Genomic DNA, 13,302 nt, shown 5'->3' on the forward strand with positions numbered 1-13,302 from the left:
TGCTGATCGATGGCCTCACGGGCGTGCGGACGCCCGTGCGCTATCGGGTCGACCGGATCGAGGGCGAGAACGTCTATTACAACCAGGGCGCACGGGTCGAGAAGGCCGATGGCCAGCTGGTGTCGGTGACCTCGCCGGCCGGCGGGCTGTTCGACGCGGCCTCGCCGCCCGACGGCTGGACCCGGCCCGCGATGACGCCGGGCATGCGCTGGCGCAGCGAGTACACCTCGTCCTCCAGCGGGGAGAAGGCGCGCTACGCGCTCGATGCCACGGTGATCGGCACGAGCCGCCTGACCGTCGATGGTGAGGCGCTGAGCGTGCAGCAGATCGCCTTCGAGGGCTGGATGTTCGCGCTCGTGGGCACCGGGCCCGCGCAGGCGCTGCCCTTCAAGGCGACGGCCTACTACGCGCCCGACCTGGGCCGGGTGGTCCGTTTCGAGGCCGAATACCGCCGCGTCTACCTCGGCATGACGCGCGAGACGCTGGAGCTGGTGCGGGTCTGGCGCTGAGCCCGGATCGGGCGCGTCGGGGGCTCGAGAGGGCCGCCATCCCGAAAATTGCCCGCCAACCCCGATTCTTCGTATAATCGCGGGCTTCGCAGCGTTTTTGTGGCCCCGCGGCGAAGTACTTCCACCACCTAAGAGATTCCCACCAGAGGAAAACCGACCGTGGAAAAGGGCCCGCCAAACCCTCTTTTGAAAAGAGAAATCTCATGACCACGTTCAGCGCAAAACCCGCTGACGTGAAGCACGAGTGGTTTGTGATTGACGCGACCGACAAGGTCCTCGGACGGGTAGCCAGCGAAGTTGCCCTCCGTCTGCGCGGCAAGCACAAGGCCATTTATACGCCTCACGTCGATACCGGTGACTTCATCGTCATCATCAATGCAGCACAGCTGCGCGTCACCGGCGCCAAGTCCATCGACAAGGTGTACTACCGTCACTCGGGTTACCCGGGCGGCATCACGGCGACGAACTTCCGCGACATGCAGTCGAAGCACCCCGGCCGCGCGCTGGAGAAGGCCGTCAAGGGCATGCTGCCCAAGGGCCCGCTCGGCTACGCCATGATCAAGAAACTCAAGGTGTACGGTGGTGCAGAGCATCCGCACACCGCCCAACAGCCCAAAGTGCTGGAACTGTAAGGAGCCTTGAGAATGATTGGTGAATGGAACAACGGCACCGGCCGTCGCAAATCCAGCGTCGCTCGCGTGTTCCTGAAGAAGGGCACCGGCAAGATCACGGTCAACGGCAAGGACATCCAAGCGTTCTTCGGCCGCGAGACCTCGATCATGATCGCCAAGCAACCGCTGGCGCTGACGAACAACCTCGAAGCCTTCGACGTCATGGTGAACGTGCACGGCGGTGGCGAATCGGGTCAGGCCGGCGCAACCCGCCACGGCATCACCCGCGCGCTGATCGACTACGACGCGAGCCTCAAGCCGGTGCTGAGCCAGGCCGGCTTCGTCACCCGCGATGCGCGTGAAGTCGAACGTAAGAAGGTCGGTCTGCACTCCGCACGCCGCCGCAAGCAGTTCTCGAAGCGCTGATCTCCAGCCTTCGCCTGCCGAGAAAACCGCCTTCGGGCGGTTTTTTCATGGGCATCGCCGGCCGAGCCGGCCTTGCCCTCCTGTGGTTGCGACCCCACTTGCATTGGGTGCACCGCCCGTGGCCCCGGCCCCAAAGCCCGCATTGCAGTAGCATTCCCTCCCTTGGCCGCATGTTCCGGCCCCTCTCCAGGAGTTTCCCCTCATGAGCGCCCTTGCCGAAAACATCCAGACCCAGATGCCCGAACCGATCGTCTTCACCGACAGCGCGGCCGCCAAGGTGGCCGACCTGATCGCCGAAGAAGGCAATCCCGACCTCAAGCTGCGCGTGTTCGTCCAGGGTGGCGGCTGCTCGGGCTTCCAGTACGGCTTCACTTTCGACGAGATCACCAACGAAGACGACACGACCATGACCAAGAACGGCGTGTCGTTGCTGATCGATGCCATGAGCTACCAGTACCTGGTCGGCGCCGAGATCGACTACAAGGAAGACCTGCAGGGCGCCCAGTTCGTGATCAAGAACCCGAACGCCACCAGCACCTGCGGCTGCGGCTCCAGCTTCTCGGCCTGATCCGACCGATGGTGCCTGCCCGCAGCGCACCATCCCCCCACCAAGCCGCCTCCGGGCGGCTTTTTGCTTTGTGCCTCCATCCCCGCCCATGCCGCCCGACACCGCCGTAGCCAACACCGCCGTCGCCCCCGCCCGCAAGAGCCTGCTGTGGCTCGTGGCGGTGGGCTTCTTCATGCAGACGCTGGACGCCACCATCATCAACACGGCGCTGCCGGCGATGGCGGCCAGCCTCGGCGAGAGCCCGCTGCGCATGCAGTCGGTGGTGGTGGCCTATGCGCTGACGATGGCGATGCTGATCCCGGCCTCGGGCTGGATCGCCGACCGCTTCGGCACCCGGCGCGTGTTCTTCGCGGCCATCGTGCTGTTCGCGCTGGGCTCGGTGCTGTGCGCGCTCTCGCACGGGCTGGGCCAGCTGGTGGCCGCGCGCGTGGTGCAGGGGCTCGGCGGCGCACTGTTGCTGCCGGTGGGGCGGCTGGCGCTGCTGCGCACCGTGCCGCGCGGCGAATTCCTGCAGGCGATGAGCTTCGTGGCCATTCCCGGCCTGATCGGGCCGCTGCTCGGGCCCACGCTGGGCGGCTGGCTGGTGCAGTACGCCTCGTGGCACTGGATCTTCCTGATCAACGTGCCGGTGGGCCTGGCCGGCTGCATCGCCACCCTGCGCTTCATGCCCGACCTGCGCGGCGCCGCGCTGCGGCGCTTCGATGGCGTGGGCTACGGCCTGCTGGCCTTCGGCATGGTGGCGATCTCGCTCTCGCTCGACGGCGTGGCCGAGCTCGGCCTGCGCCAGGGCGGCGTGATGGTGGTGCTGGTCTTCGGCTTTGCGAGCGTGGCGGCCTACTGGCTGCGCGCGGCGCGCACGCCCGAGCCGCTGTTCGCGCCCTCGCTGTTCAAGGTGCCGACCCTGAGCATCGGCCTGCTCGGCAACCTGTTCTCGCGCCTGGGCAGCAGCTGCATGCCCTTCCTGGTGCCGCTGCTGCTGCAGGTGTCGATGGGCTATTCGCCGGTGCGCGCGGGCCTGATGATGCTGCCGGTGGCGCTGGCCGGCATGGCGATGAAGCGCTTCGCCACCTCGCTGATCACGCGCCACGGCTACCGCCAGGTGCTGGTGGTCAACACGGTGCTGGTGGGGCTCGCGATGGCCAGTTTCGGCCTCACGGCGCCGGGCCAGCCCGTCGCGCTGCATGTGCTGCAGCTGCTGTTCTTCGGCGCGGTCAATTCGCTGCAGTTTACGGCGATGAACACCATCACCCTCAAGGACCTCGACGGCAGCATGGCCAGCAGCGGCAACAGCCTGCTGTCGATGGTGCAGATGCTCGCGATGAGCATGGGTGTGGCCGCCGCGGGCGCGGTGCTGGCGGGCTACAACGGCATCTTCGGCACCGACACCGCGGTGCGCACGCTCGATGCCTTCCAGGCCACCTTCGCGAGCATGGGCCTGATCACGGTGGCTTCGGCGCTCATCTTCTGGCATCTGCCGGCGGAAGTGCGGGCGCCGCGGCCCGCGCAGCCCGAAGTCTCGGGCCAGGGCTGAGTCAGGCCGGGTAGATCGCGCCCAGCACGCGCGCGCCGCGCGCGCCGGTCACGCTGGCGAGGTTGCCGCTCTCGCGCCGCACCGTGGCGCGCGCCAGCCAGGCGAAGGCAGCCGCCTCGACCTGCTGCGGCGGCAGGCCGCGTTCGTTCGAGGCCACCACGGCAATGCCCGGCAGCAGGGCGCGCAGCCGCGACAGCAGGTGGCCGTTGAGCGCGCCGCCGCCGCAGACGATCAGCAGCTTGCTCTCTTTTCCGTAGCGCAGCAGGTCGGCGGCGCAGGTGCTGGCCGTCAGCTCGGCGAGCGTCGCCTGCACGTCGACCGGGGCGTCGCCCGCGCCGGTGCCCACGTGCGCGGCCAGCCATTCGGGATTGAACAGGTCGCGCCCGGTGCTCTTGGGCGGGGCCTTGGCGAAGAAGGGCTCGCCCTGCAGCCGCGCGAGCAGTTCGGGCAGCACCTTGCCGCTCGCGGCCCACTGGCCGTCGAGGTCGAAGGGCTGGCCGTGGTAGCGCTGGCACCAGTGGTCCATCAGCGCATTGCCGGGGCCGCAGTCGAAGCCCAGCACCACCGCGCCCTCGGGTGCGTCGCTGGCCGGCAGCAGGCTCAGGTTCGAGATGCCGCCGAGGTTCAGCACCGCGATCGGCTCGCCGGGCCCGGCGAACAGCGCCCGGTGGAAGGCCGGCACCAGCGGCGCGCCCTGGCCGCCGGCCGCGAGGTCGCGGCTGCGGAAGTCGGCTACCACGTCGATGCCGCAGAGCTCGGCCAGCAGCGAAGGATTGTTGAGCTGCAGCGTGTAGCCGACCTCGTCGAATTCGCCGGGCCGGTGGCGCACGGTCTGGCCATGCACGCCGACGGCACGCACCGCGCCGGGTTCGAGGCCGGCATCGGCCAGCAGTTGCTCGACCACGCCCGCGTAGACGCGCGCCAGCCCGTTGCCGGCGAGCGCCGCGCGGTGCAGTTCGTTGTCGCCCGGGGTGTTGAGGGCCATCAGCTCGCCGCGCAGACCGACCGGGAAGGGGGCGGTGGCGTAGCCGGTGACCGAGATCCCGCCGTCGGAGAAGTCGGCGAGCACGCCGTCCACGCCATCGAGCGAGGTGCCCGACATCAGTCCGATGTAGAGATCGCCGGTGGCCATGGGGCTGGGGGAGCTGCCGGACGTTCCGGCGCTTCTATATATGAGAGGAGGAGCGCGGCGCTCAGTCCGCGCTGGCCTGCACCACCGAGAACGCGGCGGCCAGTTCGTTGCGCGCGCCGACGGCGATGCGCTCGAAGGCCGGGCGCATCGCGGCGGTGATCGGGGCACCGCCTTCCTGCGCGATCGAGGTCGGGTTCTGGTAGACGCCGTTGACCCGGAATTCGAAGTGCAGGTGCGGACCGGTGGCCCAGCCCGTGGAGCCCACGGCGCCGACGGTCTGGCCCTGGCTCACGCTCTGGCCGGCCTTGACGTCGATGCGGCTCAGGTGCGCATAGGCCGTCTGCTGGTTGTTGCGGTGATTGATGATGACGATGTTGCCGTAGCCGTTCTGCGTGCCGGCGAAGTCGACCGTGCCGTCGCCGACCGTGCGCACGGCGGTGCCGGTGGGCGCCGCGTAGTCGATGCCGTTGTGCTGGCGCCAGCTGTTGAGGATCGGATGCATGCGCATCGCGAAGCCGCTCGACACGCGCGTGAATTCCACCGGCGTCGCCAGGTAGGCCTTGCGCAGGCTGTCGCCGTTCGGGCGGTAGTAGCTGCCCTTCTGGCCCGCGCCCGGCGGCTGGAACCACACGGCCTGGTGGATCTTGCCGTTGTTCTCGAACTCGGCCGAGAGCACGCGGCCGCTGCGCAGCGCCTGGCCGTCGGCCTCGAAGGTCTCGTAGACCACGGCGAAGCGGTCGCCCTTGCGCAGTTGGCGCACGTCGACGTCGCCCGCGAAGATGTCGGCCAGCTGGCTCGCGACGCCATCGGGGATGCGCGCTTCGTCGGTGGCGGCGAACAGCGAGCTGCGGATGGTGCCGCTGGCCAGGCGGGCGCCCGGCGTGAGGGTGTCGCGCTCGGTCAGGGCCACGAAGCCCACGGGCGTGCGTTCGATCACGAAGCGCTTGAAGCCGCCGTCGCCGTCGGGAATCCAGCGTGCGCTGAGCTTCTTGAGCTGGTTGTCCTGCGTGGCCTCGGCGGTCACGGTGCGGCCGGCGCGCGCGAACAGCGCGGAACGGGCCTCGCCGCTGCCGCGCACGAAGGCGCTGGCGGCCGGGTCGGAGATGCCCAGGCGCTTGAGCAGCGCCTCGGCGGTGTCGCTCGAGCGGGTGACGTCGGTGCGGAACAGCGTGAAGCTGAAGTCCTCGAGCGACGTGGCCTGTTCGGCGAACGACAGGGGGGCGGAAGTGGCTTCGAGCACCTGGTGGACCGGGAGGTCCGAGGCGTCGGGTCCGAGCGAAGCCACGGCGAGGGTTCCGGCGCTCAGCAGAGCCGCCGCGATGATCGCGGTGATCTGCTTGGGGTAGGTCCGGAACATATAAGCCACGCGAGAAGCGAGAAGCTCCTCGGCGGCAAGAATGCCGTTGATCAAACTATGAATTCCAGCTCAGGTTTCTGCAGATCCGCGCTGCAGAGCCCAGAGCGGTCAGGGCGGCAGGACGGTGCGGAAAAAGCGCCGCTTAGAATCCGGCGCTTGAAAAAGTCGGGCGAGTATAGCTTCCGCACTCCAAAAGTCAGCCAAAAAAAGCCCATGAACGCCGAATCTGTTACATCCATGGACCTTTCAAATAGTGTAGGACGCGCGCTCGAAATCTCCCTCCGGGGGGCTGACGAACTGCTCCCCCAGGACGAGTGGGTCCGCAAGCTGCAACGCTCCGAAGCCAGCGGCACCCCGCTGCGCATCAAGCTCGGGCTGGACCCGACCGCGCCCGACATCCACATCGGCCACACGGTGGTGCTCAACAAGATGCGCCAGCTCCAGGACCTGGGGCACCGCGTGATCTTCCTGATCGGCGACTTCACCACCACCATCGGCGACCCCTCGGGCCGCAACAGCACGCGTCCGCCGCTCACGCGCGAGCAGATCGAGGCCAACGCCCAGACCTACTACAAGCAGGCCAGCCTGGTGCTCGATCCCGAGAAGACCGAGATCCGCTACAACTCCGAATGGAGCGACCCGCTGGGCGCGCGCGGCATGATCCAGCTGGCCGCCAAGTACACGGTGGCGCGGATGATGGAGCGCGACGACTTCAACAAGCGCTTCAAGGCCGGCCAGTCGATCTCGGTGCACGAGTTCCTCTACCCGCTGATGCAGGGCTACGACTCGGTAGCGCTCAAGAGCGACCTCGAGCTCGGCGGCACCGACCAGAAGTTCAACCTGCTCGTGGGCCGGCATCTGCAGCAGGAATATGGCCAGGAACCGCAGTGCATACTCACTATGCCGCTGCTGGAAGGGCTCGATGGCGTCGAGAAGATGTCCAAGAGCAAGAACAACTACATCGGTATCAGCGAAGACGCCAACACCATGTACGCCAAGGTGCTGTCGATTTCCGACGACCTGATGTGGCGCTGGTATACGCTGCTGAGCTTCCGTTCGCTCGAGGAGATCGCGGCGCTCAAGGCCGAGATCGAGGGCGGCCGCAACCCGAAGGACGCCAAGGTCGCGCTCGCCAAGGAGATCACGGCGCGCTTCCACAGCCCGGCGGCGGCCGAGGCGGCCGAGCAGGATTTCGTCAACCGCAGCAAGGGCGGCGTGCCCGACGAGATCCCCGAAGTGACTTTGGCCGGCGCCCCGCTGGGCATCGGCCAGCTGCTCAAGCAGGCCAACCTCGCGGCCTCGTCCGGCGAGGGCAACCGCCTGATCGATGGCGGCGGCGTGCGCATCGACGGCGCGGTGGTCAGCGACAAGGGGCTCAAGCTGCCGGCCGGCAGCTACGTGGTGCAGGTCGGCAAGCGCAAGTTCGCGCGCGTGACCTTGTCCTGAGCCGGGTGCTTCCAAACAAAAAAGGCCGGGTCGATCCCGGCCTTTTTTGCGCGAGGGGCGCGCCTCAGCGCACTTCGATCGTCACGCGCCGGTTGCGCGGCTCGTCGACCTCGTCGGCCGTCGGCACCGCCAGTTCGCGTTCGCCGCGGCCCGCGGCCTCGATGCGGTTGGCCGGGAAGCGGCGCTCGATGAAGAGCTGGGCCACTTCCTGCGCGCGGCGGCGCGAGAGGGCGTCGTTGTTCTGCAGCGTGCCCTTGGTGTCGGTGTGGCCGACCACGACGATGTCGCCGCCCGGGCGCGCCTGCGCGGCGGCCAGCGCCTCTTCCATGATCTTCTGCGAGGCGGCCGTCAGCGTGATGGTGCCGAGCTCGAAGTACACCGTGTAGCGCTGCGACGGCGGCGGGCGCATGTCGAACAGCGGCTTGTTCTCGGCCTGCACCTTGGCCGCATCGGCGGCGTCGACCACCGGCGCGCCCGAGGCGCCCTGCTTGGCCGTGGCGCGCTGGTAGGGCTGCGAGAGCACCTCCTCGCCGTTCTTGGCGCGCACCACCACCGCCGAGGCGGAGCCATCTGCCTGCGGCAGCAGCACCACGCGGGTGGCGGGCGAGGAACAGGCCGCGAGCAGCGCGACCAGCAACGCGGCACCGAGGAAGCGCAGGCGGGAGGAAATGAGGGAACTGGAACCGGAACGCATCATGGCTGGCCGTCGGTCTGGACGATGAAGTCGGTGCCGCGGATGCCGATGGTCGCCGTCTGCGTCTCGACGCGCACCGCGTCGGGGTTGGTCTTGCCGATCAGGCCGGTGATCATGCGCATCGAGCCGCGCAGCAGCGAAACCAGCAGCCCGCCTTCGTGGGTGGTGGCGTCGAAGTGGAACTGCTTGAGGTCGAGCCGCGAGGAGGGGCCGACCACCAGCGTGGTGTCGTCGCGCAGCACGACCGCGGCCGAGGAGTCGGGGCCGGTCACGATCCGGTCGACCGAGGCCAGGGCGTCGCCGGGCACGGCGTTGCGGGCGGTGGCGGCGGCGCTCAGCAGCTTGACGTCGCCGCGCACCGACTTCACGAAGCCGGCCTGGCGCTCGGGGGCGGTCGCGGCGGGAGCGGCCGCAGTGGGGACCGGCGCGGCGGCCGGGGTGCTCGGGGCGGTCTGCGCCTGCGAGATCGCCGCAGCGCCAAGCAGCGCGCAGCCCAGCAGGGGCAGGAGGAATTTCTTGTGCATCATCGGGTTTTCCGCGAACTGTTTCGGGGCGGACACAATTATTAATGCGAAGGCGTTACACCTGGACACGAACATGATAATTCGGTGGCTAACTGCGGCCTTTTACCGTTTTTCCTGTCGCCTGTCGCCGTCATCACCCTCCACGCTCGCATGAATCTCACCCCCAAGACCCTGTTGCGGGCGTCCATCGCGGTGGCGCTGGTCACGATCGTGCTCAAGAGCCTCGCGGGCTACATCACCCATTCGATGGGCCTGATCTCGGACGCCATGGAGTCCTTCGTCAACCTGGCCAGCGCCACCTTCGCGCTGGCCATGGTGACGATCGCGGAGCGCCCCGCCGACGAGGGCCATCCCTATGGCCACCACAAGGCCGAGTACTTCTCCTCGGGCTTCGAGGGCATCCTCATCGTGGGCGCGGCCGTCGCCATCTTCTGGGTCTCGGTGCAGCGGCTGCTGGCGCCGCAGCCGCTCGAGCAGCTCGGCTGGGGCCTCGCGCTGTCGATCGTCAGCTCGGGCCTGAACGCCGGGCTCGCGTGGCTGCTGTTCCGCGCCGCCCAGGCCCGCCGCTCGATCGCGCTCGAGGCCGACGCGCGCCACCTGATGGCCGACGTCTGGACCTCGGCCGCGGTGCTGGTGGGCATCGTCGCCGTGCATTTCACCGGCTGGCTCTGGCTCGACCCGCTGCTGGCCATCGGCGTGGCGCTGAACATCGCGCGCGAGGGCGCGAAGCTGGTCTGGCGCTCCTCGCAGGGCCTGATGGACCAGGCGCTCGAGCCCGAGACCCAGGCGCTGCTGCGCGCCACGCTCGAGCGCTTCGCCGCCGGCGTGCCCGAGGGCGGCCGGCTGCGCTTCGACGACATCTTCACGCGCAGCGCCGGCCAGCGCCGCTTCGCCGACCTGCACATGCATGTGCCCGGCGACTGGACCCTGGAGCGCGCCGCCGCCCTGCGCGACGCGCTCGAGCAGGCCCTGATGGACGCGGTGCCCGGCCTGCGCGTGACCATCCAGCTGCTGCCGCTGGGCATGGAAGCCCGCGCCACCCGGCTTCCGTCAGATACCCCCGAGGAATCCCATCCATGAAAGCAGTGCTCCAGCGCGTGGCGCAGGCGCGCGTCGACATCGCGGGCCGCACCGTCGGCGAGATCGGCGCCGGCCTGCTCGTGCTGCTGTGCGCCGAGCGCGGCGACACCGATGCCGCGGCCGAGCGCATGCTCGCCAAGATGCTCAAGCTGCGCATCTTTTCCGACGAGGCCGGCAAGATGAACCGCAGCGTGCAGGACATCGGCGGCGGCCTGCTGGTGGTGAGCCAGTTCACGCTCGCGGCCGACGTGAGCGGCGGCAACCGTCCGAGCTTCACGCTCGCGGCGCCGCCCGACGAGGGCCGCCGGCTCTATGACTACTTCGTCGCCCAGGCGCGCGCCGCGCATCCCGTGGTGGCCACGGGCGAGTTCGGCGCCGACATGCAGGTGCACCTGCTCAACGACGGGCCGGTCACGATTCCGCTGCAGATGAGCTGAGGGCGGCGCCCCCTGGTTCAGTCGCGCCGCAGCAGCGCTTCCCACGCCACCTTCGGGTGCTCGTAGCGGGCTATGCTCAGCTCCTCGAGCTGCGCGATGCGCCAGCCGCGCGCGAACAGCCGCTGCACCGTGCCGCGCTCGAAGAAGCGCTTCGGCGCGCCATCGACGAGGTAGAGGTTGTCCTCGTCCGCGCGCCCCGGGCCGCGGCCGCCGTAGTGCCGGTCATTGACCGAGTTGAGCCGGCACAGCAGCACGCCGCCGGGCCGCAGCAGCGCATGGATGCGCTCGACCAGTTCCAGCGTCTGCGCCCATTCGAAGTAGTGCAGCGACAGGCTCGCGAGCACGACGCCGATGCGCTGCCCCTCGGCCAGCGGAAAGGGCGCGCGGAAATCCTGGTCGTGCACGCGCACGCCCGCCAGGCGCCGCTCGCGCGCGGCATCCGCCGCCCGTGCCGACAGCTCGATCGCCTCCACGCGCAGTCCCGCGGCCGCCAGCGTGGCGCTGTCGCGTCCGTCGCCGCAGCCCAGTTCAAGCACCGGGTCGGCGCCCGCGCATTCGGCCAGCAGCGGCAGCCAGCGCACGAGCCACGGGTCGGTGTCATCCATGGTCATCGGTGCGCGGGTCTCAGCGGTTGTAGGGATCGCGGATGCCCAGCCCCGCGAGGATCTCGATCTCGCGCGCTTCCATCGCCTCGGCGTCTTCCTCGCCGGTCTCGTGGTCCCAGCCCTGCGCGTGCAGCGTGCCGTGCACCAGCAGGTGCGCATAGTGCGCGGCCAGCGTCTTGCGCTGCTCCTTCGCCTCGCGCGCCACCACGGGCGCGCACAGCACCAGGTCGGCCATGACCACGGGCGCCTGCGCATAGTCGAAGGTCAGCACGTTGGTCGCGTAGTCCTTGCCGCGGAATTCGCGGTTCAGCTGCTGGCCCTCGTCGGCATCGACGATGCGCACCGTGATCTCGGCGTCGGCATCGAGCGCATGGCGGATCCAGCGCGTCACGCCGTGGCGCGGCAGCGCGGCGCGGTGCCGTTCCACGCCCTTGAAGCGTCCGAACTGCAGCGACAGGGTGAGGGCGGCCAGCGCCATCTCAGTGCCCGCCCGCGCCGGCGCGCTTGCGCTGGCCGTCGTAGGCGTCGACGATGCGCGCCACCAGCGGATGGCGCACCACGTCGGCGCTCGTGAAATGCGTGATCGCGATGCCGTTCACGCGCCGCAGCACGCGCTCGGCGTCGATCAGGCCGCTGAGCTGCTGCTTGGGCAGGTCGATTTGGCTCACGTCGCCCGTCACCACCGCCTTGGCGCCGAAGCCGATGCGCGTGAGGAACATCTTCATCTGCTCGGGCGTGGTGTTCTGCGCCTCGTCGAGGATCACGAAGGCGTTGTTGAGCGTGCGCCCGCGCATGAAGGCCAGCGGCGCGATCTCCAGCGCGTTGCGCTCGAAGGCCTTCTGCACCTTCTCGAAGCCCATCAGGTCGTAGAGCGCGTCGTACAGCGGCCGCAGGTAGGGGTCGACCTTCTGCGTCAGGTCGCCGGGCAGGAAGCCCAGGCGTTCGCCGGCCTCGACCGCCGGGCGCGTGAGCACGATGCGCTGCACCGCGCTGCGCTCGAGCGCATCGACCGCGCAGGCCACCGCGAGGTAGGTCTTGCCGGTGCCGGCCGGGCCGATGCCGAAGGTGATGTCGTGCTTGGCGATGTTGTCGAGGTACAGGCTCTGGGTCGGCGTGCGCGCGCGCAGGTCGGCGCGCCGGGTGGCGAGCGTGACCGCGCCGTCCACGTCCTCGTCCATCGAGCCGTCGCCGGCCAGCGTGAGCTGCACCACCGCCGCGTCGATCGGCCGCTGGGCGATCTCGTAGAGCGCCTGCAGCACGTCCATCGCGCGCTGGGCGTTGACCTTGGGGCCGTCGATCTTGAACTGCTCGTGGCGGTGCGCGATCTTCACCGCGAGCGCCTCCTCGATGCGGCGCAGGTGGGCGTCGAGCGGGCCGCACAGGTGGCCCAGGCGCGTGTTGTTGGGCGGAGCGAAGGTGTGTCGCAGAATCACGCGGTTTCCATTTCCATCTTTATTGGTAGCCCATGCAAGACCGGCCCTGCTCCAGAAAATGCAACCCAAGGCGGGAAGCGCCGCAAGCGTCGGGGGGGCGCCAATGATAGGCAAACTCACCGGGATACTTGCCGAACGCAATCCGCCGCAGGTGGTGATCGACTGCAACGGCGTCGGCTACGAGGTCGACGTGCCGATGAGCACCTTCTACAACCTGCCCGGCGTCGGCGCCAAGATCTCGCTGCTCACGCACTTCATCGTGCGCGAGGACGCGCAGATTCTCTACGGCTTCGGCAGCGCCGAGGAGCGCGCCGCCTTCCGCCAGCTCATCAAGATCTCGGGCGTGGGCCCGCGCACCGCGCTGGGCGTGCTCTCGGGCATGAGCGTGGGCGAGCTCTCGCAGGCCGTCACCCTGCAGGAGGCCGGCCGGTTGGTGAAGGTGCCCGGCATCGGCAAGAAGATCGCCGAGCGCCTCCTGCTCGAGCTCAAGGGCAAGCTCGGGGCCGACATCGGGCTGCCCGCGCATGCCGCCTCCGATGCCCAGGCCGACATCCTGCAGGCGCTGGTGGCGCTGGGCTACAGCGACAAGGAAGCGGCCGCCGCGCTCAAGGCACTGCCGAAGGACGTGAGCGTGAGCGACGGCATCAAGCTGGCGCTGAAGGCGCTGGCGAAATAGGGCCTAGGCGCGCAGGGCGCCCACCAGCGCGCCCAGCAGCGCGTGCGTCTCGACCAGGCTCGGCCCGTGCACCGGTTGCGGCCAGGCGCTGTGGATCGCGACCACGAGCTGCTCCTTCGGATGGATGTAGAGCTGCTGCCCGAAGATGCCGAGCGCGGCGAACAGGCCGCCGTCGAGCTCGGGCAGCGCCTGCGCGCCGCGCGGGAAGGTCCACCACTGGTAGCCGTATCCCATCGGCTCGTAGCCTTCGAGCGTGCCGGGCGCGAGCCGCTG

15 protein-coding genes and 2 pseudogenes are annotated in these 13,302 nt (G+C 69.2%); 9 read left to right on the plus strand and 8 right to left on the minus strand.

The features are described 5' to 3' along the window. The 5 genes and pseudogenes from AC27VN_RS17115 to mdtD form a co-directional block, all read left to right on the plus strand. Positions 1 to 509, plus strand: a pseudogene (locus AC27VN_RS17115) (S1 family peptidase); the annotation flags it as partial. A 203-nt stretch (positions 510 to 712) separates the two neighbouring features. Beyond that, positions 713 to 1,141: a 50S ribosomal protein L13 gene (gene rplM, locus AC27VN_RS17120; RefSeq protein WP_057590758.1), complete on the plus strand. Its 429-nt coding sequence runs from the start codon at positions 713 to 715 to the stop codon at positions 1,139 to 1,141. A 12-nt stretch (positions 1,142 to 1,153) separates the two neighbouring features. After that, positions 1,154 to 1,546 carry a 30S ribosomal protein S9 gene (gene rpsI, locus AC27VN_RS17125; RefSeq protein WP_093348063.1) on the plus strand — a complete coding sequence of 131 codons (393 nt, stop codon included), beginning with the start codon at positions 1,154 to 1,156 and terminating at the stop codon, positions 1,544 to 1,546. A 202-nt stretch (positions 1,547 to 1,748) separates the two neighbouring features. Continuing rightward, a complete protein-coding gene (gene erpA, locus AC27VN_RS17130; RefSeq protein ID WP_093348061.1) occupies positions 1,749 to 2,114 on the plus strand; it encodes an iron-sulfur cluster insertion protein ErpA in 366 nt (121 codons plus the stop codon). An 88-nt stretch (positions 2,115 to 2,202) separates the two neighbouring features. Further along, positions 2,203 to 3,645: a multidrug transporter subunit MdtD gene (gene mdtD, locus AC27VN_RS17135; RefSeq protein ID WP_093348058.1), complete on the plus strand. Its 1,443-nt coding sequence runs from the start codon at positions 2,203 to 2,205 to the stop codon at positions 3,643 to 3,645. Between the two features lies 1 nt (position 3,646). Here the strand turns inward: mdtD and AC27VN_RS17140 are convergent, their stop codons facing one another. Further along, the gene (locus tag AC27VN_RS17140; protein ID WP_490877296.1) at positions 3,647 to 4,777 is read right to left on the minus strand and encodes an anhydro-N-acetylmuramic acid kinase; all 1,131 of its coding nucleotides are present in this window, start codon (positions 4,775 to 4,777) and stop codon (positions 3,647 to 3,649) included. A gap of 61 nt (positions 4,778 to 4,838) precedes the next feature. Then, positions 4,839 to 6,188: a peptidoglycan DD-metalloendopeptidase family protein gene (locus tag AC27VN_RS17145; RefSeq protein WP_490877297.1), complete on the minus strand. Its 1,350-nt coding sequence runs from the start codon at positions 6,186 to 6,188 to the stop codon at positions 4,839 to 4,841. A gap of 159 nt (positions 6,189 to 6,347) precedes the next feature. On the opposite strand from AC27VN_RS17145, the gene tyrS reads away from it, so the two are divergent. Further along, positions 6,348 to 7,580, plus strand: a complete 1,233-nt coding sequence (gene tyrS, locus AC27VN_RS17150; protein WP_093348051.1) for a tyrosine--tRNA ligase — start codon at positions 6,348 to 6,350, stop codon at positions 7,578 to 7,580. A 64-nt stretch (positions 7,581 to 7,644) separates the two neighbouring features. Here tyrS and AC27VN_RS17155 read toward each other — a convergent pair whose 3' ends face one another. Then, a complete protein-coding gene (locus AC27VN_RS17155; RefSeq protein WP_398501380.1) occupies positions 7,645 to 8,277 on the minus strand; it encodes an OmpA family protein in 633 nt (210 codons plus the stop codon). Beyond that, entirely contained in the window at positions 8,274 to 8,801 is a 528-nt protein-coding gene (locus AC27VN_RS17160; RefSeq protein ID WP_490877298.1) for a FecR family protein, read from the minus strand. The genes AC27VN_RS17155 and AC27VN_RS17160 overlap by 4 nt, the downstream gene beginning before the upstream one ends. Before the next feature lie 147 nt (positions 8,802 to 8,948). Here AC27VN_RS17160 and AC27VN_RS17165 point away from each other — a divergent pair, with 147 nt between their 5' ends. Together AC27VN_RS17165 and dtd are read left to right on the plus strand one after the other, a co-directional pair. Then, positions 8,949 to 9,878 (plus strand): cation diffusion facilitator family transporter, encoded by a 930-nt coding sequence (locus AC27VN_RS17165; RefSeq protein WP_490877299.1) that lies wholly within the window; start codon positions 8,949 to 8,951, stop codon positions 9,876 to 9,878. After that, complete coding sequence (gene dtd / locus AC27VN_RS17170) at positions 9,875 to 10,315, plus strand: D-aminoacyl-tRNA deacylase (RefSeq protein WP_490877300.1); 441 nt, start codon at positions 9,875 to 9,877, stop codon at positions 10,313 to 10,315. The genes AC27VN_RS17165 and dtd overlap by 4 nt, the downstream gene beginning before the upstream one ends. Positions 10,316 to 10,332: 17 nt before the next feature. On the opposite strand, the gene AC27VN_RS17175 is transcribed toward dtd, so the two are convergent. From AC27VN_RS17175 to AC27VN_RS17185, 3 genes are read right to left on the minus strand one after another with little or no spacing between them, the layout of a single operon-like run. After that, entirely contained in the window at positions 10,333 to 10,926 is a 594-nt protein-coding gene (locus tag AC27VN_RS17175) for a class I SAM-dependent methyltransferase (RefSeq protein WP_490877301.1), read from the minus strand. 13 nt (positions 10,927 to 10,939) lie between these two features. Next, positions 10,940 to 11,398 carry an rRNA maturation RNase YbeY gene (gene ybeY, locus AC27VN_RS17180; protein ID WP_093348042.1) on the minus strand — a complete coding sequence of 153 codons (459 nt, stop codon included), beginning with the start codon at positions 11,396 to 11,398 and terminating at the stop codon, positions 10,940 to 10,942. A 1-nt stretch (position 11,399) separates the two neighbouring features. Then, positions 11,400 to 12,353, minus strand: coding sequence for a PhoH family protein (locus AC27VN_RS17185; RefSeq protein ID WP_296782979.1), 954 nt, complete (start codon positions 12,351 to 12,353; stop codon positions 11,400 to 11,402). 103 nt (positions 12,354 to 12,456) lie between these two features. Here AC27VN_RS17185 and ruvA point away from each other — a divergent pair, with 103 nt between their 5' ends. Further along, positions 12,457 to 13,029 (plus strand): Holliday junction branch migration protein RuvA, encoded by a 573-nt coding sequence (gene ruvA, locus AC27VN_RS17190; protein ID WP_093348037.1) that lies wholly within the window; start codon positions 12,457 to 12,459, stop codon positions 13,027 to 13,029. 3 nt (positions 13,030 to 13,032) lie between these two features. Here ruvA and AC27VN_RS17195 read toward each other — a convergent pair. Further along, a pseudogene (locus AC27VN_RS17195) lies at positions 13,033 to 13,302 on the minus strand (hypothetical protein); the annotation flags it as partial.

Source organism: Variovorax sp. 20P10.2.4 (genome assembly GCF_058244205.1).